Annotated in this window: 16 protein-coding genes, 1 tRNA gene and 1 pseudogene; 10 read left to right on the forward strand and 8 right to left on the reverse strand. The window is 63.7% G+C overall.

Annotated elements, in window-relative coordinates; all coding sequences use genetic code 11:
* The first annotated feature begins 10 nt into the window (after nucleotides 1-10).
* The 3 genes from FJ930_RS24660 (at nucleotide 11) to FJ930_RS24670 (ending at nucleotide 3,847) form a co-directional block, all read left to right on the forward strand.
* A complete protein-coding gene (locus FJ930_RS24660; protein ID WP_141840464.1) occupies nucleotides 11-694 on the forward strand; it encodes an HAD family hydrolase in 684 nt (227 codons plus the stop codon).
* On the forward strand, nucleotides 691-2,277 hold the full coding sequence (locus FJ930_RS24665; protein ID WP_141840465.1) for an FGGY-family carbohydrate kinase: 1,587 nt from the start codon (nucleotides 691-693) through the stop codon (nucleotides 2,275-2,277). The genes FJ930_RS24660 and FJ930_RS24665 overlap by 4 nt, the downstream gene beginning before the upstream one ends.
* Before the next feature lie 166 nt (nucleotides 2,278-2,443).
* The gene (locus FJ930_RS24670) at nucleotides 2,444-3,847 is read left to right on the forward strand and encodes an MATE family efflux transporter (protein ID WP_141840466.1); all 1,404 of its coding nucleotides are present in this window, start codon (nucleotides 2,444-2,446) and stop codon (nucleotides 3,845-3,847) included.
* A 547-nt stretch (nucleotides 3,848-4,394) separates the two neighbouring features.
* Here FJ930_RS24670 and FJ930_RS24675 read toward each other — a convergent pair.
* The 4 genes from FJ930_RS24675 to FJ930_RS24690 form a co-directional block, all read right to left on the reverse strand.
* Complete coding sequence (locus FJ930_RS24675; RefSeq protein ID WP_246677016.1) at nucleotides 4,395-5,687, reverse strand: extracellular solute-binding protein; 1,293 nt, start codon at nucleotides 5,685-5,687, stop codon at nucleotides 4,395-4,397.
* Nucleotides 5,688-5,722: 35 nt separating this feature from the next.
* Nucleotides 5,723-9,103 (reverse strand): adenylate/guanylate cyclase domain-containing protein, encoded by a 3,381-nt coding sequence (locus FJ930_RS24680; protein WP_141840468.1) that lies wholly within the window; start codon nucleotides 9,101-9,103, stop codon nucleotides 5,723-5,725.
* A 219-nt stretch (nucleotides 9,104-9,322) separates the two neighbouring features.
* Nucleotides 9,323-9,399: transfer RNA gene (locus tag FJ930_RS24685), tRNA-Arg, on the reverse strand.
* Nucleotides 9,400-9,657: 258 nt separating this feature from the next.
* Nucleotides 9,658-11,145, reverse strand: a complete 1,488-nt coding sequence (locus FJ930_RS24690) for a HAMP domain-containing sensor histidine kinase (RefSeq protein ID WP_141840469.1) — start codon at nucleotides 11,143-11,145, stop codon at nucleotides 9,658-9,660.
* A 279-nt stretch (nucleotides 11,146-11,424) separates the two neighbouring features.
* Between FJ930_RS24690 and rpmH the strand changes: the two genes are divergently transcribed.
* The 5 genes from rpmH to FJ930_RS24720 all read left to right on the forward strand — a co-directional run bounded on the left by rpmH (nucleotide 11,425) and on the right by FJ930_RS24720 (nucleotide 16,469).
* Complete coding sequence (rpmH, locus tag FJ930_RS24700; RefSeq protein ID WP_008833937.1) at nucleotides 11,425-11,559, forward strand: 50S ribosomal protein L34; 135 nt, start codon at nucleotides 11,425-11,427, stop codon at nucleotides 11,557-11,559.
* 14 nt (nucleotides 11,560-11,573) lie between these two features.
* On the forward strand, nucleotides 11,574-11,927 hold the full coding sequence (gene rnpA, locus FJ930_RS24705; protein ID WP_140609842.1) for a ribonuclease P protein component: 354 nt from the start codon (nucleotides 11,574-11,576) through the stop codon (nucleotides 11,925-11,927).
* Between the two features lie 14 nt (nucleotides 11,928-11,941).
* A complete protein-coding gene (gene yidC / locus FJ930_RS24710) occupies nucleotides 11,942-13,753 on the forward strand; it encodes a membrane protein insertase YidC (protein ID WP_141840470.1) in 1,812 nt (603 codons plus the stop codon).
* Between the two features lie 376 nt (nucleotides 13,754-14,129).
* Nucleotides 14,130-14,348, forward strand: coding sequence for a hypothetical protein (locus FJ930_RS24715; RefSeq protein WP_140744099.1), 219 nt, complete (start codon nucleotides 14,130-14,132; stop codon nucleotides 14,346-14,348).
* Between the two features lie 147 nt (nucleotides 14,349-14,495).
* Nucleotides 14,496-16,469, forward strand: a complete 1,974-nt coding sequence (locus FJ930_RS24720) for a protein-L-isoaspartate(D-aspartate) O-methyltransferase (RefSeq protein WP_141840471.1) — start codon at nucleotides 14,496-14,498, stop codon at nucleotides 16,467-16,469.
* Nucleotides 16,470-16,744: 275 nt separating this feature from the next.
* On the opposite strand, the gene FJ930_RS24725 is transcribed toward FJ930_RS24720, so the two are convergent.
* From FJ930_RS24725 to FJ930_RS24735, 3 genes and pseudogenes are all read right to left on the reverse strand, one after another.
* A complete protein-coding gene (locus FJ930_RS24725; RefSeq protein ID WP_141840472.1) occupies nucleotides 16,745-18,292 on the reverse strand; it encodes a DHA2 family efflux MFS transporter permease subunit in 1,548 nt (515 codons plus the stop codon).
* Nucleotides 18,289-19,584, reverse strand: a complete 1,296-nt coding sequence (locus FJ930_RS24730) for an HlyD family secretion protein (protein WP_141840473.1) — start codon at nucleotides 19,582-19,584, stop codon at nucleotides 18,289-18,291. The genes FJ930_RS24725 and FJ930_RS24730 overlap by 4 nt, the downstream gene beginning before the upstream one ends.
* A pseudogene (locus tag FJ930_RS24735) lies at nucleotides 19,577-20,040 on the reverse strand (MarR family winged helix-turn-helix transcriptional regulator). Before FJ930_RS24735 ends, FJ930_RS24730 begins: the two are co-directional and overlap by 8 nt.
* A gap of 178 nt (nucleotides 20,041-20,218) precedes the next feature.
* Between FJ930_RS24735 and FJ930_RS24740 the strand changes: the two are divergent.
* Together FJ930_RS24740 and yihA are read left to right on the forward strand one after the other, a co-directional pair.
* Nucleotides 20,219-20,533, forward strand: coding sequence for a hypothetical protein (locus FJ930_RS24740; protein ID WP_141840474.1), 315 nt, complete (start codon nucleotides 20,219-20,221; stop codon nucleotides 20,531-20,533).
* Between the two features lie 118 nt (nucleotides 20,534-20,651).
* The gene (gene yihA / locus FJ930_RS24745) at nucleotides 20,652-21,356 is read left to right on the forward strand and encodes a ribosome biogenesis GTP-binding protein YihA/YsxC (protein WP_181763460.1); all 705 of its coding nucleotides are present in this window, start codon (nucleotides 20,652-20,654) and stop codon (nucleotides 21,354-21,356) included.
* 23 nt (nucleotides 21,357-21,379) lie between these two features.
* On the opposite strand, the gene FJ930_RS24750 is transcribed toward yihA, so the two are convergent.
* The gene (locus tag FJ930_RS24750) at nucleotides 21,380-22,105 is read right to left on the reverse strand and encodes a TetR/AcrR family transcriptional regulator (protein WP_141840476.1); all 726 of its coding nucleotides are present in this window, start codon (nucleotides 22,103-22,105) and stop codon (nucleotides 21,380-21,382) included.
* Nucleotides 22,106-22,139 lie beyond the last annotated feature (34 nt).

Below are 22,139 nucleotides of genomic sequence, written 5' to 3' on the forward strand. Positions count from 1 at the left end.
ATCCGACGCCATGACGCCTGAACTGGTCATCTTCGACTGCGATGGCGTGCTGGTGGACAGCGAAGCGCTCTCCGTCTCGGCGCTGCTCGGCATGATCGAACTTGCCGGTGGCAGCATCGGCGAGGACGCCGCCTATGAGCATTTCCTCGGCAAGAGCATGAAAAGCGTGCGCGAGATCCTCGGCCGCGATTTCGGGCTCGATATCACCGATCAGCATCTCACCGCCATGCGTGTCGATCTCATGCGCAAGTTCCGTGAAGAGCTGAAACCGATCCCCGGCGTCAAGGAGATGCTTCCCAAGCTCGGCCAACCATTCTGTGTCGCCTCCTCCGGCACGCTGGAACGCATCCGTTATGCGCTGGACGTCACCGGCCTGCTCGGGTTCATGGAGCCGCATCTGTTCAGCGCTGCCATGGTCGCCAGGGGCAAGCCGGCGCCCGATCTTTTCCTCCATGCCGCCGCCAGCATGCGGGCGCAGCCGCGCAAATGCCTCGTCATCGAGGACAGTCCGGCCGGCATCGCGGCGGCGCGCGCGGCTGATATGCGTGTCTTCGCCTTCACCGGCGGGTCGCATGCCGGCAACCCGGCCCTGAAAGCGCGGCTTGCGTCGACCGAACCTGACTTTATATTCGCTGACATGCTGCAATTGCCCGATCTGATTGCAGGCCTGGGAGCGAGAGTTAGAGCATCTTGACGAAACAGTTTGTCTGCGCGGTCGATGTCGGCACCGGGAGCGCTCGCGCGGGCATTCTCGACACCAGTGGCACCTTGCTTGGCCGCGCCGACCGGCCGATCGCCATGAACCAGCCAAAGCCCGATCACGCCGAACATGATTCGCGCGATATCTGGTCCGCCGTCTGCGCCGCCGTGCACGCCGCCCGGCAGAAAGCTGGCGTTGCCGCTGACGATATTGTCGGCATCTCCTTCGATGCCACCTGTTCACTGGTCGTGCGCGACCGACAGGGCGAACAGCTCAGTGTCTCGGTGTCGGGCGACAGGCGCTGGGACACCATTGTCTGGCTGGACCACCGCGCCATTGCCGAGGCCGACGAATGCACGGCAAGCAGCCACGAGGTGCTCAACTATATTGGCGGCGTCATGTCGCCGGAAATGGCGACGCCGAAGCTGATGTGGCTGAAGCGCAACCTGCCAAGGACATGGAATGAAGCCGGCTATCTATTCGATCTGACCGATTTCCTCACATGGCAGGCGACAGGCTCGCTGGCCCGCTCGCAATGCACGCTGACGGCCAAATGGACCTATCTGGCGCACCAGGAAATCGCATGGCAACGCGATTTCTTCGAAATCGTCGGGCTCGACGATCTTTTCGACCACGGTAATCTCCCTGAAAGGGCAAGCCCGGTTGGCGCCGACATCGGCCAGTTGACGCCGCAAGCGGCGGCCGAACTCGGCCTGACGGAAAAATGCCGTGTCGGCGCCGGGGTCATCGATGCCTATGCCGGCGCGCTTGGCGTGCTCGGCGGCTTCGCCGGCGACGAACAGGGTATCGGCCGGCATCTGGCGCTGATCGCCGGCACATCGAGCTGCGTGATGGCGATGTCGCCCGACCCGCAGCCTTTCGCCGGCGTCTGGGGCCCCTATTATGGCGCGGCGCTGCCGAAGCTGTGGCTGTCGGAAGGCGGCCAGTCGGCCACCGGCGCCCTGCTCGACCACATCATCCGCTGGCACGGCGCCGGCGGCGAGCCGGACGCCGCCATGCACGCCAGGATCGCCAAGCGTGTCGCCGAACTGCGCGCCGCCGAGGGCGAGAAGTTGGCCGAAAGGCTGCACGTTTTGCCGGATTTCCACGGCAACCGTTCGCCGCTCGCCGACCCGCACGCCGTCGGCGTCGTCAGCGGGCTGACGCTGGATTCCTCCTTCGACAGCCTGTGCAAGCTCTACTGGCGCACCGCCGTCGGCATCGCGCTCGGCGTGCGCCATGTGCTGGAGGCGTTGAACGAGAACGGCTATCTGATCGACACGCTGCATGTCACCGGCGGCCACACCAAGAACCCGCTTCTGATGGAACTCTACGCCGACGCGACCGGCTGCACGGTGGTCGAGCCGCTGGCCGACGAGGCGGTGCTGCTCGGCACCGGCATGGTCGCCGCAACCGCAGCAGGGCTGTTCTCCGATCTCAACGCCGCCTGTCTTGCCATGCAGCAGGGCGGCAAGACGCGCGCCGCCAATCCGGCAGCCGGCGCGCGCTTCGATCGCGACTACCGGATTTTCCTGGAGATGCACCGGCAGCGGCAAGCGCTCGACGCGATCGGGTAGAGCCAAGGCCGACTGCCTGGCTCAATCTGTTCCGGCACCTCCTCCCTTGCCTTCATGTCGCGTTTCGTACAAAAGCTGACGCAAACGCAGCGAAGCCGAAGGTTTTGCGGTTTGACATGCGGCTTCCGGCTTTTCGCCGACGTGCCGCGCCTGGAAGAGCGGAACAATGTCTGCGATCGGAGCCGGCGCTCGCGCGCCGGAAAATCTTTGGCGTCAGGAAATCAGGGCGACGCTGGCGCTCGCCTGGCCCATGGTGCTGACCAATCTCGGCCAGACCGCGATGACCGCCACCGACGTCATGATGATGGGGCGCCTTGGTGCGGACACGCTGGCCAGCGGCGCGCTTGGCGCCAACCTCTATTTCATGCCGCTGATCTTCGGGCTCGGCCTGATGCTGGCGACCTCGCCGATGATCGCCACCGAGCTTGGCCGCCGCCGCCATTCCGTGCGCGACCTGCGCCGCACCGTGCGCCAGGGCCTGTGGCTGGCGATCCTGATTTCGATCCCGATCTGGCTCGTGCTTTGGCACGGTGAGGCCATTCTGCTGGCCATGGGCCAGGAGCCCGCGCTGGCGCATCAGGCCGGCATCTACCTGCGCTGGCTGGAGTGGGCGGTGCTGCCCTTCTATGGTTATATCGTGCTGCGCTCGTTCATCTCGGCGCTGGAGCGGCCGGGCTGGGCGTTGATCATCGTCTTCGTCGCCGTCGCCTGCAACGCCCTGTTCAACTGGGTGTTCATGTTCGGCAATCTCGGCGTTCCTGCCATGGGCATCGCCGGCTCGGGCCTTGCCACGACGCTCTCCAGCACGCTGATGTTCGTCGGCATGGCCGTAGTGGTCATGTGGGAGAAGAAGTTCCGGCGCTACCGCCTGTTCGGCCGCTTCTGGCGGTCCGACTGGCCGCGTTTCAAGGGCCTGCTGCGGCTCGGCCTGCCGATTGCCGGCATCCTCGCCTTCGAGGTGACGATCTTCAATGCCGCGGCGCTGCTGATGGGCCTGATCGACGCGGATTCGCTGGCAGCACACGCCATCGCCATCCAGATCGCCTCGATCTCCTTCATGGTGCCGCTCGGCCTCAACCAGGCGGTGACGGTACGCGTCGGGCTTGCCCATGGCGCGGGCGACCCGGAGGGGGTGTCGCGTGCCGGCTGGACCGCTTTCGTCATCGGCGTCTCGTTCATGGCATTGATGGGGCTGGTGATGATCCTGTGGCCGCATCTCCTGATCAGCGCCTTCATCGATCTCGCCAACCCGGCCAACGCCAGGGTGATCGCGCTTGCCGTGTCGTTCCTGATCTTTGCCGCCCTGTTCCAGGTCTTCGACGGCGCCCAGGCGGTTGCGGCCGGCATGCTGCGCGGCCTGCACGACACCAAGGTGCCGATGATCTATGCCGCGATCGGCTATTGGGGCGTCGGCCTGCCGCTCGGCGTGCTGCTCGCCTTTCATTTCGGCTTTCACGGCGTCGGCATCTGGATGGGGCTGTCCAGCGGGCTGGCCGTGGTGGCGGCGCTGCTTCTGGCGCGCTGGCTGCGCCGGGACAGGATCGCGCCGCCGCTGGCGTTCGAACATTGAAGCCAGACGGTGCGTCGCAATGCTCTGCCGCCCTGCATCCCAACCTAAAGGCAAGCACTGCCGTGGTGGCCTTCAAGACGAATAGCGTTGCCGTCTTCGTCCGTCGACCATTTGACGTAGATGTGCTCGCTGCACACAAATCCGATCGTCCACGAATATTCCATATGATTGCTGTTGTCATAGCAGGGTGTATAGACTGTTCGCGCCCCTGCTTGCTTCTCCACAGGAACGCAATCAGGCGGCGGTGGCGGAACGTCTCGAAATCCCTCATCGGACAACGAAAACTTCAAGTCTCTAACGGCCATTCCTGTACGGAAGCTCTTTTGGAGAATCTGGGTGATGGCCGCGTCCGTCTCTGCCCCACTCGAATGATTTCCATCCGTGAATTGCTGCAAGAACATCCTTGGCGGATGCCAATTAGAAGTAATGGAAATCCAAGCGAATAATGTACAAAGTGCAGCAATTGGCGTAATAACATTCGAGAGCGCGGCTCGATTGGTAGGCCCAGGCCGCGCGCCTTGCGACGCAATTTTGCGATCAAGGGCGTCTATTTGCAGCCGTTTTCGGCGATCGTCATCTTCCAGTCGGCCGCGATCCCGTCGAGCGTCTCCTTTGCCGATCCCCCATCCTTGAGCAGGTAGGGTGCCAGACGTGCGTTCATCTGATCGACGAGCTTGGCGTAGTAGGGTTCTGCCCAGAAGTCCTTCACCACGAAGAGGCTCTGATAAAACGCTTCATTGTACGGCGTAGCGTTGCGGAACTTCTCCGACTCCAGAATGTGGGCGTCGGCGGTATAGCCGCCAAGGTCCGCCCATTTCTGCTGCGTGTCGTCGCGAGCGAGCCATTCAAGGAACTTCCTGGCTTCCGCCTGTTTGCGCGAATAAGAGACGATCGAGATACCTTGGCCCCCCAGCGCCGTGAATCGATCCCCGCCCGGTCCAGCCGGGCTGGCGAAGAATCCAGTAACGGAGGCGTTCGGATTTATCGCTGGATTCGCCAGCGCCGGAAAGAAGGCGAAGAAGTTCATACTCATTGCCGCCAGCCCCCCGGTGATCGCCAGGTCTTCCTCTCGATTGGTGGTATTACCCCAGTCCGGCGGCGTGAAGGAATAGAGTTCCTTGTAAGCCTCAAGCGCCTTGATGGCTTGCTGCGAGTTAACGATGCCTTCGACCGCACAAGTGCTGTAGTTCCCGAGCTCGCCGCCATAGCTGAACAATTCGGACATGAAGCCCATGATCAGCCCGTCGCCGTGCTGCTCTGTATAGATCGCGACACCATAGCGCGGTGGGTTGGCGTGCGGTCGGTAGAAGAACTCGGCGATGTCGCGCAGCTGCATCCAGGTTTTCGGCGGGGCGAGGTCGTAGCCGTACTTCTCTTTGAAGGCCTTCATTTCGGCGGGATCCTCGAACCAATCCTTGCGGTAGGCCCAGCCGACCGCGTCGGCCTCGAGCGGAACGGCCCAGTAGCGTCCGCTGCCCCTTGGATATTCGGAATAATAAGTCATCGACGCCGGGGTCATGACCTTGGTCAGATCGCTCTCCTTCACGAGATCGGTCAGCTCGGCGTAGTGACCCTCCGTGGCGCCGGCTCCAAGCCATTGCGAATCGCCGACGACCATGTCGTAGGAATCAGAGTGGGCATTGAACTCCATGAATGCCTTGTCTTGGAAACCGGGCCAGTTCACGGTCTCGACCGTGACCTTGACCCCGGTCTCCTTCTCATACTCGTTGGCGAGCTCCTGCAGATAGTTGGCCGGATCCCATTCTGCCCACAGGATCGTGAGTTCGGTTGTCGAGGCAGCCTGGCCACCAAGCGGCAGCAGTGCAGCGCCCGCCAGCATGCCGATCCACATTCGTTTGAGCATGGCACTCCTCCCTAGGGCACCGCGGTCGCTCCTTGCGGAAGCCGTTGCAGCAGGCGGCCGGCCTCCATCAGGTCAGGCGTGTCGAGGCCTTCGTTGAATGCCGCATAGACCGGTGCGAGCAACTCTCGCGCCTCCTTGCGGCGGCCGTGGTTGGCCCAAAGCCCCGCGAGGCGAAAGGCGGCCCTCAACTCGGCCAGTATCGCGCCCTGCTCGCGGGCGGCGGCCAGAGATTGCCGCAAAGGGTCTTCGGCGGCGTCGCCGCGCGGGTCCAGCCGTGACAGCAACTCTCCTTTCGCACTCAACAGCTCGGGCAGCTGATATGTGGAGCCTGATTTGGCGAGCGTGTCGAACGCCTGCTCCAGAACGGCCAGCCCCTCGCTTGCCTCGCCGCGCTCGCCGCAGGCCCGAGCGAGCGCGCACAGATAAGCGGCCATTCCCATGTCGGCGCCGGTCGCGGCCATCGCCGCGATCCCATCACGCATCTCGCCAATCCCATCGTCCAACGCACCCAGGCCGGCAAGCGCCCAGCCGAAGAAGGCGCGGGCCTGCCCCAGCAGCAGCGGGAGGGCGAACTCGGTGCACACCGCAATGGCTTTTTCAGTCCAGCCTCGCGCCTCTCCGGGCTCTCGCCGCAGGAGGTGGACAACGCCGAGGGCCATCTGTGCCTGGGCCAAGCTAAGGGGATGCGAGTCGCGCCGGGCCAGAGCGACGGCTTCCCTTGCCTGCTGGATCGCCCTGTCAGGCTTGCCGCATATGCAGAGCATCTGCGCGCGGAACGACCTGCAGCAGACGCCGGGATCGTGCCCGGTATAGCCCCACGCAAGGTGGCGGTGCCTCTCGTAGTCGTAGGTTTCGAGGCCATATCTGACAAACGATTCAGCGGACTCGTACCTGCCGAGATAAAAATTGACGCCCCAGAGCTGATGGTGTGCCTCCAGCAGGTACTCAGAATCGCCGGATGCCTCGGCAAGCTCCATCCCGAGCGTCTTGCACTGCATGGCAAGAGCTTCGGCGGCGCGCAGGTCGCCCGAGATGGTGCGGCAGCCGCTCTCGCCGCGCACCGCTGCGAACAGCTTGACTTTATCGCCGAGCCGCGCGGCAAGTTCCCGCGCGGTCGAAAATGCCTGCAGGGGTTCCGGGGCGGCCCAACCTTTGGCGGGGACAAGAGCCGAGCCCATCGCCGTCCACAGTGAAACTTCCTGCCCGAGCCGGGTCTCGGAAGCGGGCAGCGACGCGGCAAGCTCGAGCCCCTTGGCGAAGTGAGCTGCGGCCTCGCGGTTGGCAGACCTTGCCATCGCGCGCTGCCCCGCCCGCAGCCACCATGGCACGCCCTCGCCCAGTCCGGCCAGCGTGTAATGCTGCGCGACGGTCTCGGGTTCGGCTTCGGTGATTTCGGCGAACTCGGCTTCGAGCGCCGCGGCGATCCTGCCATGGATTTGCTGGCGCCGGCTCTTCAGCAGGCTCTGGTAGGCGGTATCGCGCACCAGCGCGTGCTTGAACGTATAGGTCGCCTCCGGCGCGACGCCGCTGCGAAACACCAGCTCGGCCTGTTCGAGCTGGTGGAGCGCATCGTCGAGCCGCGCCTGGTCCGTACCGCTCACCGCAGCGAGCAGCCGGTGGCCGAAGATGCGCCCGATGCAGGCGCCGATCTGGGCCGTCTCCTTGACCGGCGACAGCCGGTCGAGGCGCGCCATCAGCGAGTCCTGCAGGGTCGAGGGAATTGCCAGGTTGGGCAGCGACCCGATCGCGAGATAGCGCCCATCGGCCTCAAGCAGTAGCCCGGAATCGAGAACCGTCCGCGTCAGCTCCTCGACGAACAGCGGTACACCTTCCGTGTTGGCCAGGATCCGGTCGGAAATATCGGGCGGCAGTTTTTTGTTGCCTGCAACGCGCTCTATGATCGCTATGCCGTGTTCCTGTTCGAGCCGTCCGAGCCGCACGATCTCCACAGACGATAGCGCCGTCCAGCGCGGCTCGAATTCCGGTCGCGCCGTCACCACCAGCAAGGCGCGCAGGCCGGCGAGCCGCTCAACCAGCATTCCGAGCCACTCTGCCGTCGTCGGGTCTATCCAGTGGGTGTCTTCGACCAGCACAAGCGCCGGCCTATTCGCCGCCGACGCCTCGACCAGCCGTATCAACGCTGCCAGCGTGCGCGCCCTGAGTGTCGGCGCGGGCAGTCTGGGCGGCTGGTAGCGTCCGCCTGGGTCGATCGACAATAGGATCGCCAGCAGCGGCAGCGCCTCGTCCGTCTCCATATGGAGCCTGGCGAGCAGTGCCCTGAGTTTGTCGAACTTGCTATCGGCACTGTCGTCACTGACGAGACCCCCCGCTCGCTCGAGATGCGCTATGAGAGGATGCAGCGCGCTGTTCGTATGATAGGCGGAGCAGAAGAAGCGCAGCTCGGCATGCGGTTCGGCGGCAACCCGCTCCGCGAGCGCGGCAATCAGGCGCGACTTGCCGATGCCCGCCTCGCCGCCGAGCAGCACGACCCGACCCTCTGCCGCTGTCGCGCGGTGCCAGCGTTCGAGCAGGCGTGCCAGCTCACGGTCCCGCCCGACCAGAGGTGCAAGCACGGCGTGCCGCGCTTCGAACCGGCTTTCGGCGGCTGTTTCGCCGACGACGCGCCGACACCGCACCGGAGCGGCAAAGCCCTTCAAAAGGCGCTCACCGAGGTCAGCTGTCACGAACAGCCCCGCGACCAGCTTTTGCGTAGCGTCGGCGATGATGACCGCGCCTGGCTCTGCGAGTGCCTGCAGCCGGGCTGCGAGGTTGGGCGTGTCTCCGACAACGGCTTCCTCTTGTGCAGCGCCTTCGCCGACCAGATCGCCGACGACCACCAGTCCCGTGGCGATGCCGACGCGCGCCGCTAGCGGCTTGCCGCCGGGCGCGGCCAGCCGGCCGGTGGCGGAAACAGCGGCGAGGCCGCCTCGCACCGCGCGCTCGGCGTCATCCTCGTGCGCCTGTGGCCAGCCGAAATAGGCGAGCACGCCGTCGCCCATCAGCTTGGCGACGCGCCCGTCGTAGCGAGCGATCTCCCGCGCAACCACCTGCTGATAGGCGAGAATGACCTCGCGCATGTCTTCCGGGTCGAGCGCCTGCGCAAGCTCGGTCGAGCCAACGAGGTCGACGAACATCACAGTGAGTTGCCGTCGCTCTGCACGAGAATCCGAGGGGGCGGGCGCGGGCTGGGCCGTTGTTGGCCGGGTCGGACTCTCGGCGAGGGCCGCAATGGCGCTGAGCAACTTGCGCCGATGGCCAATCGACGTGACCCCGAGCGCCGTCAGGTCGTCGGCGGTCAAGCTCGGGAGCACCTCTTCATCGATATCTTGGCTGCCGAAGGCGTCGGCATACTCGCCGAGGCCGAGGCTCACCAGCCATGCTCGAACATCCACGTGCCTACTCCCAGGCGGTGGTGGCTTTGCCCGAGCACTATACCGCAAACACTAAGTAGGGTCGCGCCTCTTATGCGAGGAGCAGTGTCAGCTTTGGGTCGCCCACAAGTCAGTCGAGTTGAGCCGTCCAGGCGTCTTCTTCGGGCCGGAAGCAGGCGCAGGTGCCCAGTTTTGTTCCAGTGCTGGGGAAAATGTCGCGCCAAATCAGTATGTCACGATTGGCGCGCCCGAAGAGATTCGAACTCCTGACCCCCAGATTCGTAGTCTGGTGCTCTATCCAGCTGAGCTACGGGCGCGCAACAGGCCGTGTTTTCAACGGCCCGCGATCCGATCCGAAAGACCGGCCGCGAATGTGTGCAGTTCCCTAACGACTGAAATCGCGAAAAGCAAGTCGATCCGGCAAAAGTTTTGTCGTGGTCCTGTCATCCGGTGACGACGGTCCCGATTCCCGGGCTTCGAAGCTGCCGGGAGCCGGTCTGGTTTCAAGCTGGGAGGAAAGAAGCTTCAGCGAAAGTGTCACGTCCGACGCGCCTCGGAAAGACAGCGCGCAAGCGTCACGCCGGGCGGCGCAGGGTGCCTCGGGCCTGGTCGAGCCGCACCGGCTGATCGGGGATGGTCACGGCGAAAGTGGTGCGCCCGCCAATGCTCTCGACCAGCTCCACCGTGCCGCCATGCGCCCGGATCAGTTCGTGCGCGATCGCCAGGCCAAGGCCGGTTCCACCGCTGCGCGCCGAGCCGCGGAATGCCGCGAACAGGTTCTCGCGCGCTTTCGGCGGCAAGCCGGGTCCGGTGTCGGTGACGGCGATGCGGCTGACGCTGCCTATGCGCTCGGCCGACACGGCCAGCCGGCGCACGACGGCGCTTTCGGTGTCGGCCGCCATCGCCTGCACCGAGTTGCGGCACAGATTGGTCAGCACCCGGAACAACTGGTCGGAATCGGCGTCCACCTCGAACGCCGTCTCGACGGCGTTGATGAACTCGATGCCGTGTTCGATGTCGAGCAGGCCGTGCACGTCCTCGACCAGCTGGCGCAGCCTCACCCGGCGGCGCGAAGGTGGTGGCTCCTGCGTGCGGCCATAGGCCAGCACGCCCTCCGAATAGGAGACGGCGCGGTCGAGCGTGCGCAGAAGCTTCGGCGCGAAGGCCTGCACGGTCGGATCCTTGACCTGGCGCAGGCGGTCCGAAATCAGTTGCGCCGAGGACAGGATGTTGCGCATGTCGTGGTTGATCTTCGACACGGCAAGGCCAAGGTCGGCCAGGTGCTTCTGTTCGGAAAGCATTTTCTGCAGCCGTATCTGCATCTGCGACAGCTCGCGTTCGGCGACGCCGATTTCGTCGGCGCGGTCGGCGGGATGGATGATGCGCGCAGGGTCGTCAGGGGCCTCGGAGAAGGTCAGCATCGAACGCGTCATCGTGCGGATCGGCCCGATCATGATCAGGTCGATCGCGGCATAGACCAGCATGGCCGTGAACAGCGAGATCAGCAGCGAGACGAAGGCGACGTTGCGCGAGTAGATCAGCATGGCCTTGCGCAGACTGTAGTCCGGCATGATCAGCTCGAATTCCTTGTCGCTGTCGCCGACCGGCCCGAAGACACGCAGCATGCGGTCGCCGCCGAAGAACAGCGTGTCGAGCGCGCCGGTCATGCCCTTGATCATGCCGACATTGGCGAGGTCGATATGGGAATCGACCTGCGGCGGCATGTCGGCCACCACCAGAAGCCGCGAGACGCCGCCATCGCGCACCGCGATCGCCTTGGCGCCGATCGCCATCAGCACGTCATTCTGGGCCGCGCGCGACAAGGAGGTCGATTCGCCCTGCACCAGCACGATCGATACGGCGGCGGCGGTGCTCAGCCGCTCCTTGAGCCAGCTCACCCGGTAGCTGGCGATCCAGGGCAGGAAGATGAGCACTTCGGCCAGCAGCACGAAAACGATCGTCAGCAGCAGCAGCTTTGTCGACAGTCCGCGCGACAGCGGCACCGTGCGGACGGCGGCTGGCGCCGTTCCGGTCCCTTCACCCGCTTGGCTGGTTTCGCTCATGCGACTCTGTCTTCACAATCACTTGATCAGCCAAGATTAGGCGATTACGGCTTTTTTGCCAATTTTATCCTTGGTCGGAACATTAAATTTGCGCCAGATGGCCCGCCGCCCTGGCGAGACGACGCCGGATTGACTTTAAAAACCCTTCTTTCTATAAGCCCGCTCACGCTCGGGCCATTCGTCCCGGCGCGGTTTCGATCGCGCCAAAACCGGCCCGGCAAAGCTCCTGTTACAAAGTGACAGAATCAAGAAGGGCCGCACCCCGCGGTATTAAAACAAATGAAGCGTACCTACCAACCGTCCAAACTCGTCCGCAAACGTCGGCACGGCTTCCGTGCCCGCATGGCCACCAAGGGTGGTCGTGGCGTCGTCGCGGCTCGCCGCAACCGCGGCCGCAAGCGGCTCAGCGCCTAAGCGAGACGAGATCGTTGCCCGCAACCGGCAAGCCAGTGGGGCAAAATCCCAAGCGGCTTCTGAAGCGCGCGGAATTCCTGGCCGTCCGCCGTGGTGAAAAGCGCCGCGGGCGGTTTTTCCTCGTCGAGGTCCTCGACCGCGACGACGGTGGGATGCCGCGTGTCGGCTACACGGTCACCAAGAAGGTCGGCAAAGCCGTTGTGCGCAACCGCATCAGGCGGCGGCTGAAAGAAGCCGTCCGCGTCCACGCGGCCGATGACATGATGCCCGGCAATGATTATGTCATCGTCGGGCGCGATGATGCGCTGCGCGCCCCCTTCGGCCAGTTGAAGGCCGAACTCTCCCGCCGACTTCGCGGAACACGATAGGCCAAGGGCTCTCGATGGAAAACAACCGGAACTTCTTCATCACCATCGCGCTGTCGGTGCTGATCCTGACTTTGTGGCAGGTTTTCTACATGAACCCGCGCGTCGAACAGCAGCGCGAGGCCGCCAAGGTCGAGCAGCAGCGCGTGGAAGAGCAGAAGAAGGCGGCCGAGGCCACCAATCCGGGGGCTGGAACCCCGGCGCCGGCGCCGGGCACCATTCCCAACGCGCCCGGCGGTGATGCCGTCACGGCTGCCAGCCGCGATCAGGCCCTGGCGGCTTCCAAGCGTGTCAAGATCGACACGCCGAGCCTGATGGGTTCGATCAACCTGACCGGCGCACGCCTCGACGACCTCAGGCTCAAGCACTACACCGAAACCGTCGACAAGAATTCGCCCGAGATCGAGCTTCTCAACCCGCAGGCCCTGCCGACCGGCTATTTCGCCGAGATCGGTTTCGTCGGCAACGACAAGACGGGTACGGTACCGGGTGCGGACACTGTGTGGAGCGTGGACGGCAATCCGACGCTGACCCCGTCGACGCCGGTGACGCTCACCTACACCAATGACAAGGGCCTGACCTTCAAGCGTACGGTATCCGTCGACAATGACTACATGTTCACCGTCTCGGACACGGTACAGAACTCGGGCAGCAGCGCGGTTTCGCTGTTCAACTACGGCCGCGTCACGCGCTATGACAAGCCGGCGGTCGCCAGCACCTACGTGCTGCATGAAGGCCTGATCGGCGTTACCGGAACCGAGGGTCTGGCGGAATACAAATACTCCAAGATCGAGTCGGACAAGCAGATCACGCCGGGCAAGTCGACCGACGGCTGGCTCGGCATTACCGACAAATATTGGGCCGTCACCTTGGTACCGACCGAGAAACAGCCTTTCCAGCCGCGCTACGCCTATTTCGAGGATGGCCGCCACCGCTACCAGTCCGACTTCCTGACCGACCCGATCAATGTCGAGGCCGGCCAGTCCGCGACCGTCGAGACGGAAATCTTCGCCGGCGCCAAGGAAGTCGCCAAGATCAATGCCTATGAGGCGGACCGTCACATTCGCCAGTTCAACCTTGTGATCGACTGGGGCTGGTTCTACTTCATCACCAAGCCGATGTTCTGGCTGATCGACACGCTCTACAAATTCTTCGGCAATTTCGGCCTGGCGATCCTCGCCACCACCGTCATCGTCAAGGCCATTTTCTTCCCGCTCGCCAACAAGTCCTATGCGTCGATGGCGAACATGAAGAAGGTGCAGCCCAAGATGCTCGAGATCCGCGAGAAATACGCGGACGACAAGATGAAGCAGCAGCAGGCGATGATGGAGCTCTACAAGACCGAGAAGATCAATCCGCTCGCCGGCTGCTGGCCGGTGGCGCTGCAGATCCCGGTCTTCTTCTCGCTCTACAAGGTGCTCTACATCACCATCGAGATGCGGCACGCGCCGTTCTTCGGCTGGATCCAGGATCTGGCGGCGCCCGATCCGACCTCGATCTTCAACCTGTTCGGCCTCGTTCCGGTCACCCTGCCGCATATGCTGATGATTGGCGTGTGGCCGCTGATCATGGGCATCACCATGTTCCTGCAGATGCGCATGAACCCGACGCCGCCGGATCCGACGCAGGCCGCGATCTTCACCTGGATGCCTGTCATCTTCACCTTCATGATGGCGGGTTTCCCGGCCGGCCTCGTCATCTACTGGGCCTGGAACAACACGCTGTCGATCCTGCAGCAGGGCGTGATCATGAAACGCCAGGGCGCCAAGATCGAACTGTGGGACAATCTGATGGCCCTGTTCCGCAAGAAACCGTCGCCGGCGGAATAGAGGGCTTCTTCGGCAAAGAGCCCGCCCCGGTAAACCGAACCATAAAGTTGGGCGGTTTGGGCAAGAGCGGATTTGATGGCTGGGTCCTGTGTCCTGCAGGGCTCAGCCTTTCATTTCAGTGATGCAGCGCGCGATGCCGTGGCCCGGCACGCGATAGAGACCAGGGACCGAGCCGGCATCTTCGCCTACCTCATTGCCGCAAATCGAACCTCGCTGCTGCCGGATTGTCCGTATGGAACTTATCCTGCGTTCAAGAGTTCGCGCACAAGGCTTCCTAAAAGCTCCCGCGTGGGAGGATCAGGTCGACGCGCCCGTTAAATTCAAGGCAGTGCAGCGGATCGACCTCATCACATGCTACTTGCAGCGAGGCATTCCGATGAGCAGCAACATTCATCCAAAGACACGCAAGGTCACCGACAAGGATTTGAAGCAGAATCCCGGAATTGGCGCCTCCAGGGGCACGATCAAAGGTGGCGATCTTCTCGACGAGGACGAGGAACTGGACGGCGAGAACACTTTTGAGGGAGATGTCGAAAACGACACCACACCGCAAGGCGGGGTCAATCCTCGTCAGACCGGGCGAACTAACGAATAGGAGCCGGCACGACCGGCGTCGAGCGTGCGGAGGAAGACCGGCAGCGATGGTCCGGGGCCGGAAGCCGGGAGAGCGGATACCGCGGAAAAGAGTTCGCTCGTCAATGACGTCACGTCGACCCGATCAACCGCCTGATTGGAGGCTGTCATGCTGGATTTCGAGCACGCCAGGCATCGGATGGTGGAGGCGCACATCGCGCGCCGCGGTGTGCGTGACAAGCGGGTTCTGAATGCGGTGCGCCGGGTCGCGCGGGAGCAATTCGTCGACGAAGGTTTTGAGGAATTCGCCTATGAGGACAGCCCGCTGCCGATCGGCAGCGGACAGACGATCTCGCAACCCTTCATCGTGGCGAAAATGGCTGAGATGGCCGAAATCGAGGCTACCGATCGCGTGTTGGAAATCGGCACCGGCTCGGGCTACGCGGCAGCCGTACTGGCCGAACTTGCTGAACACGTTTTCACCATCGAGCGGCACCGATCGCTCGCGCAACAGGCGGAGCGGCGGCTGAATGCCGCCGGTTACCGAAACATCGAGGTTAGGGTCGGCGACGGCACGAAAGGCTGGCAGGAAAAGGCACCCTTCGACGCTATCGTCGTCGCGGCCGCCGGCAAATCCATTCCCCTCGGCTTGCAGGAGCAGTTGGAGATCGGCGGCAGGCTGATCATTCCGGTCGGTGAAGACCCTTACTCCCAGCGGCTCGTTCGGCTCACGCGGATTGCGGCAAACAAGTTCGAGGAGGAGGACCTCGGCGGTGTCATGTTCGTGCCGTTGATCGGCGAGCATGGCGGGCAGGACGAAAGCCCGCGGTCGGCGCGCGAGGTACGCCCTCCTCCATTGCCGCGGCAAATCGCGCGGGCGGCCGAAGATCTGCCGCCGATCGACGATCCGGCCTTCGGCGCGATGTTCGACCGGTTCGGCAGCCGGCGCGTCGTCTTGCTCGGGGAAGCCAGCCACGGCACTTCGGAATTTTATCGCGCGCGCGCGGCGGTCACCCAACGCCTCCTCCAGCGACACGGGTTCACCATCGTGGCCGTCGAGGCGGACTGGCCGGATGCGGCGCAGATCAATCGATATGTTCGCGCAGAGGACCGGCAGTCGGATGCGCAGCCGCCTTTCCAGCGCTTCCCGACCTGGATGTGGCGCAACACCGAGGTGGCCGCATTCATCGGCTGGCTGCGTGAACACAACCGGGATGTGTCCGATCATGCGCGGAAAGCAGGCTTCTACGGGCTGGATCTCTATAATATGAGCGGCTCGATCGCCACGGTGCTTGCCTACCTGGAAAAGGTTGATCCCGAAGCGGCCGCCGTCGCGCGCGAGCGCTATGGCTGTCTGATGCCTTGGCAGAACGAGCCCACCACCTACGGACGCGCGGCGCTGCGGCCGGGCTACAGAACCTGCGAAGAGGCCGTGGTGCGGCAGTGCATGGATCTGTTCGAACGATCGATGGCTGAGGGCGACGGCGATCTCCTCGACGCCAAGCAGAGCGCACGTCTGGTCGCATCGGCCGAGCGGTACTACCGCGTGATGTATTATGGTGGCGCCGAGACCTGGAATCTCCGCGATCGGCACATGTTCGAAACGCTCGATCAGCTTCTCGAAGCGCAAGGACCGGCTTCGAAGGCCGTGGTGTGGGCGCATAACTCGCATATCGGCGATGCGCGGCATACCGATATGGGCACTGTCCGCGACGAGCTCAACATCGGCCAGCTCTGCCGGGAACGCTTCGGTGCCCGGGCGGCGCTGATCGGCTTCGGAACAGATACCGGTACTGTCGCCTGTGCCTCGGATTGGGACGGTGAGATGGAGGTGAAGGATGTGAAACCTTCGCTGCCGCACAGCTTCGAGCGGCTGTGTCACGACAGCGGCAAACCGTCGTTCCTGCTGGATTTTGGGCGCCATGGCCAGCTCGGGGCCGATCTGGCGGCGCCGAGGCCGGAACGCTATATCGGCGTCATCTACCGGCCGGAGACTGAACGGCTCAGCCATTACATGGACTCGTCCGTTTCCCTCCAGTTCGATGCCTTCGTCTGGTTCGATCGAACGTCCGCGGTCACGCCGCTCGCCATGTCGGCCGACAGCACCGGCAAGGTACCGGATACATTCCCCTTCGGCATCTGAGGTCCGGATCTTCGTTCCAGTGCATTGGCGGGTCAGACGTCCTCAACCGCACGGCCTGTCGAGAAAGCCTGGTTCCGTCGGAGCTCTTTTGGGGGGCGGGCATCTGTTCCCGTGATCGGCGAAACTGAAAGCACCCGCGCGGCGTGACTGCTTGCGCGTTTCCAAAGGCTGTCAATTCCGATCAGCCCTCACCCGGTGGAAGACCCACATGCGCTTGCGGTTTCTTTTGAGGCGTCGCCGCGCGATACCCCGACGCAATCAGCCGGGTTCTGGCGTCACTCCATGACGGCGCTGTGGTCGACCTTGGCCGGCGTCCCGGGCTTGCGCAGCAGGAGCACCAGCGGAATGGCGGCCAGCGACAGGATCATCATCAGCTTGAAGTCGTTCATGTAGCTGATGATCGTCGCCTGCAGCGTCACCACGCCGTCCAGCGCGGCGCGGCCGGCGGCGGTGTAGGGGTTCATCGCTTGCGCGATCGCCGGATTGCCGAACGCCTGGTTGAAGGGCGTCACATAGGTGGCGATGTTGGCATGGTTGATCTGCACGTTCTGCGTCAGCAGAGCGGTGACCACCGATATGCCGACGCTGGATCCGATGTTGCGTGACAGATTGTAGAGCCCGGTGCCTTCCGCGCGCCGTTCCGGCGCCAGCGTGGCGAAGGTGATGGTGGTCAGCGGCACGAACAGGAAGCCCAGTCCGGCGCCCTGGATGAAGCCGGTGCTGACGATCGTCCATTGCGACACGTCGGGCGTCCAGCCGGTCATGTCATACATCGCCCAGGCGGTGATCAGCAGGCCGGTCAACAGCAGCCAGCGGGTGTCCACCTTGCCGACCAGCCGGCCGACGAGGAACATGCAGGCCATGGTGCCGAGGCCGCGTGGGCCCATGACGATGCCGGCCGTCACCACTGGATATCCCATCAGCGTCTGAAGGTAGGGCGTCATCAACGCCAGCGAGGCGAGATAGGTGATGCCGATGATGAAGATGAAGACCATGCCGACGGCGAAATTCCGGTCGAGGAACAGCCTCGGGTTCACGAAGGTGTTGCGGCCGGTGAAGGTGTGGACCAGGAAAATGTAGAAAGCCGATGCGCAGATCAGGGACTCGACGATGATCTCGGACGATGAAAACCAGTTGAGCTGCTCGCCGCGGTCGAGAAACATCTGCAACGAGGCGATGGTGATGCTGAGCATGCCGAAGCCCAGCCAGTCCAGCCTTGCCTTGAAGTCCAGCTTCGTTTCCTGGACGAACATCGACACACCCGCGAAGGCCAGCGCCCCAATCGGCACGTTGATGTAGAACACCCAGCGCCAGCTGACATTTTCGGTCAGCCAGCCGCCGATGACCGGTCCCAGCACGGGTCCGACCATCACCGACACGCCGAACAGCGCCATCGCCGAGCCGCGCTCTTCCACGCTGTAGATGTCGAGCAGGATGCTCTGCGACAGCGGCACCAGGGCCGCGCCGAACAGGCCTTGCAGCAGGCGGAAGCCGACGATCTGCGGCAGCGACTGCGCGAAACCGCACAGCACCGAGGCGACCACGAAGCCGGTGATCGAGGTCAAAAGGATGCGCTTGCGGCCGAAACGGTTGGCAAGGTAGCCCGAGGGCGGCGTCATGACCGCGGCCGCGACGATATAGGAGGTCAGCACCCAGTTGATCTGGTCGGCGCTCGCCGAAACGCTGCCCTGGATGTAGGGCAGCGCCACATTGGCGATGGTCGTGTCCAGCGCCTGCATGATGACGGCCAGGATCACGCAAGCCGTGATGGCGCCGCGATTGGCGACCACCGGTGTGGCACCTGCCGCGGTCGCGCTGGTCATGACTTTTGTCCGAAGCTCTTGATAAGATTGGTGATGAAGTCCGGCAGGCCGCGCGCATGGCCGGTATCGATGTCGACCACGACGCTCATGCCGCCCCGCAGCGGCGGTTTGCCCCCGATATCGTCCACGGTCACGCGCATCGGGATGCGCTGCACGACCTTGACCCAGTTGCCGGTGGTGTTCTGGGCCGGCAGCAGCGAGAATGACGACGACGAGGCGGGGCTGATCGAGGCAACCGTGCCGTGCCACACGGCACCCGGATAGGTGTCGACGCTGATCGTCGCCGTCTGTCCTGGCCGCACATAGGTCAGCTCGGTTTCCTTGGGCTCGGCCGCGATCCACAGATCGGTCGACGAGACCAGGCCGAAGGCCGGCTGCGAAGCCGGCAGATACTTGCCGACCTGAAGCGCATCGACATTGGTCACGATGCCGTCGAACGGCGCCTTGACGATGGCATCGTCAAGGTTGCGCCGGGCGTCGTCCACGCCAGACTGGGCTTGGAGGTAGAAGGGGTTCTTCTCCACCGGCTGGTTGGCGTCGCCGCCAAGCTGGGCAAGGGTGGCCTGCGCCTGTGACTTGGCAACGGACACTTTCTGGCGCGCCGCGACGAGGTCGTGCTGGGCGCTGTCGAAAGACGCCTTGGAGGCGGTAGAGGTCTTGAGCAGATCCTGCTGGCGCTGGAAGGCGGCCTCGTAATAGGGAATGTCGGCCTCGGCCTGCTCGATCTGCGCCAGCGACTGCTGGTAGCTCGCCTGCAAGGTCAGCACCTGGTTGCGCACGGTCCCGAGCTGGGCCTGGGCGGCGGCGAGGGCGGTTTCGAAGGAGGCCGGCCGCAAGCGGAAGAGCACGTCACCCTTCTTCACAGCCTGGTTCTCGTGCACGTCTATTTCCCGCACGGTGCCGGAGACGTCGGTGGACACGCCAAGCGACTGGGCCTGGATATAGGCATTGTCGGTCGTCATGACCTGGCCGCCGGTGACATAGTAATAGCCGCCGACAATCAGCGCGACGGGCAGCAAGGCAAAGAGCACCGGCCGCGTCAGGCTGCGTCTCGGCTTGACCGGCCCGGGAGCGACAGCCGCGACCGGGGCCTGCCGTGGCTGCGGCTCCCTGGACGGGGCCTCGAGCGCCGCCGGCTCCAGGGCGACCGGCGCTTCCAGCTCGTCATTGTCGATGACGACGTTGGCGCGCCTCTGTTCGCGCTCGCTGTCCAGCCGGATGACCTGGTCGCCGGTTCTTTCGCCGACGCTTTCCTTGTCAGCAGGCCTCTTGGGTGATGTTGATTCAGCCATGTAATTTCTCCCGGTCGACGGCTGGCTGGGTGCAAGCCGCGAGCAGATTGGATTTGGTCAAGCTTAGGGTTTGCAGCAGATGCTGCCGTGCATCCGACGAAAGGCCGGCGAAGGCCTCGTCTCGTGTTTTCTGGCCGTTGCCGCGCATGAGCTCGAGCAGCGGGTGGGGCTGCGGCGTCAGATAAAACAGCCAGGCCCTGCGGTCGGTTGGATTGGGCTGGCGCTCGATGAAGCCCCGGGCTTCCCTCTTGTCCAGCAACCGGGCGGATGTGATCGGCATGATCTCGATGAGATCGGCGAGCTTGTTCTGGTAAATGCCTTCATGCAGCGAAGATAGGCCAGCACCTGCCATTGTGCCCGCGTCAGCCCCGATGCGCGCGAACGCTGCTCGAACCGCTTCCGTAGCAGACGCGCGACATCGTGCAGCACGAAGCTGATATTGGGCGAGGAGGACATGGAAGGAGATCAGGGTCTGCCGGGAGCTTTTTCGTGAGCATGCTTATTATCATCATGCACATAATCCTGCTGGACGGCGCGTGCAAGACGGATTAAGCCGCGCGGAAGGAAAATTGCATGGGCCACGGCGCCCAAGAGGCGCCCAGGCGGCGAGAATTTTCCGGCAAGGATTTCGACGATGGATTGGATCAGGATCGCAGCCGTGACGGCTCTCGTCGGGTGCCCGGGCGCGGCGGTGGCAAAGGAGGCGGTCAGCTGCGGCGGTGCCGCCATGCTGGGTGGCGCGCAGCTGAACTGCAGCCACGTCGAACCCAAGGCGCCCCAGCAATTCTGCACGTTTAGCTGGGATCTCCATACGACATCCGGCGACCAGAAAGTGGTCGAAGGCACCTTCATGCTGCCGCCCGGCGCCGCCAACGTCACCGTCTATCAGGGCAGTGGTTTCGACAGCGCGCTGTCCAATCCGATCGTGATCTGCCGCGGCAACAAATGAGCTTGTCCGCCAACGAAGACTCGCTCCCCCGTTTGGTGCTATAGGGCGGATCACGTTATTTTGACCGGCGCCTTCCGTTTCCGGATGCGCCGATCCGCCAATTCCCGGACGAACCGACATGGACGGACCGGGGCGCCGACATCTCTCTTCTGGAGGCAGCAGCTTGAACACTCAAAACAGCGCCGTGATCGGCACCGACCTGTTCACGCGCGGATGGATCTTCATCCGCGGCGTGCCGGCGATGAAATTCCTGCCGCCGGAAGGCCCGCCGGAAATCGCCTTTGCCGGTCGCTCCAATGTCGGCAAGTCCTCGCTGATCAACGCCCTGGTCAACCAGAAGGGGCTGGCGCGCACCTCCAACACGCCCGGGCGAACGCAGGAGCTCAATTATTTCGTGCCGGACGGATTTTCGGGCGAGGGCGCCGACCTGCCGCCGATGGCGCTGGTCGACATGCCGGGCTACGGCTACGCCACCGCGCCCAAGGAGAAGGTCGACGAGTGGACGAAGCTGGTCTTCGATTACCTCAAGGGCCGTGTCACGCTGAAGCGGGTCTATGTGCTGATCGATGCCCGCCACGGCATCAAGGCCAAGGACGACGAGGTCCTGTCGCTGCTCGACAAGGCGGCGGTGTCCTACCAGATCGTGCTGACCAAGACCGACAAGATCAAGGCTGCCGGCGTGCCAAGGCTGATCGAGGAGACGCTGGCCAAGATCAAGAAGCGTCCGGCGGCCTTTCCGTTCGTGCTCGCGACATCATCGGAAAAGGGCGAAGGCCTTGAGGAATTGCAGGCCGCGATCGTGCTTGCGGCCAATGGCGGCTAGGGAACAGAGGTAAGGACCGGTGGCTATGACTTGGCCTCCAGGCCAATCATCTCGTGGCTTTCTTCCTCGGCGAGCTGTTCGGTGCCGTAGGCCTTCAGGAACATGTTGACACCCGACCTGACGATGTGGTCGATCTCTTCCTGGTTCGGAGCCTTGGTCCGGTAGGCGAAGATGCACTGCCGGAAAAGCCCGGCCAGGCAAAGCTCGGTGAACTGATAGGCGGCAAGATCGACATCGTCGATCTTGAGCAGGCCACGTTCGACGGCTGCATTGAGGAACGTCACGACCTTGTCATGGCCGCGTTTGGGGCCGCGCTCGTAAAAGCGCGCGCCCATGTCGGGAATCCTGTCGGAAGCGCCGATCACCGTGCGTTGCGCCTGGATGACCTTGGCCGAGGTGATCTTCATGGACAGCACCTTGCCGAACTTCACCAGCGTCTGGCGCAGGTCGTCGGCACGGTCGAGCATGTCGTACATGTTCTTGAAGATGGTGCCGCGCTCTTCCTCGATCAGCGCCTCGAACAGCTCTTCCTTGTTGGCGAAGTAAACATAGATGGTGCCTTTCGACACGCCGGCTTCACGCGTGATGTCGTTCATCGACGCGGCCTCGAAGCCCTTGTCGATGAAGACACGGCGGGCGCCATCGATGATCTGGCTGCGCTTGACCGGATCCTGTCCAGCCGCCGGGCGGCCACGGCGCAGGCTCTCCAACAGGTCGCACTGTTCCTTGTCAACATCGGGTTCGGCCATCGGATGACACCTCGAAAATAATTCGAACCAACCG

Origin of the sequence: Mesorhizobium sp. B2-4-15, from assembly GCF_006658505.1 — a bacterium.
Classification (GTDB): domain Bacteria; phylum Pseudomonadota; class Alphaproteobacteria; order Rhizobiales; family Rhizobiaceae; genus Mesorhizobium.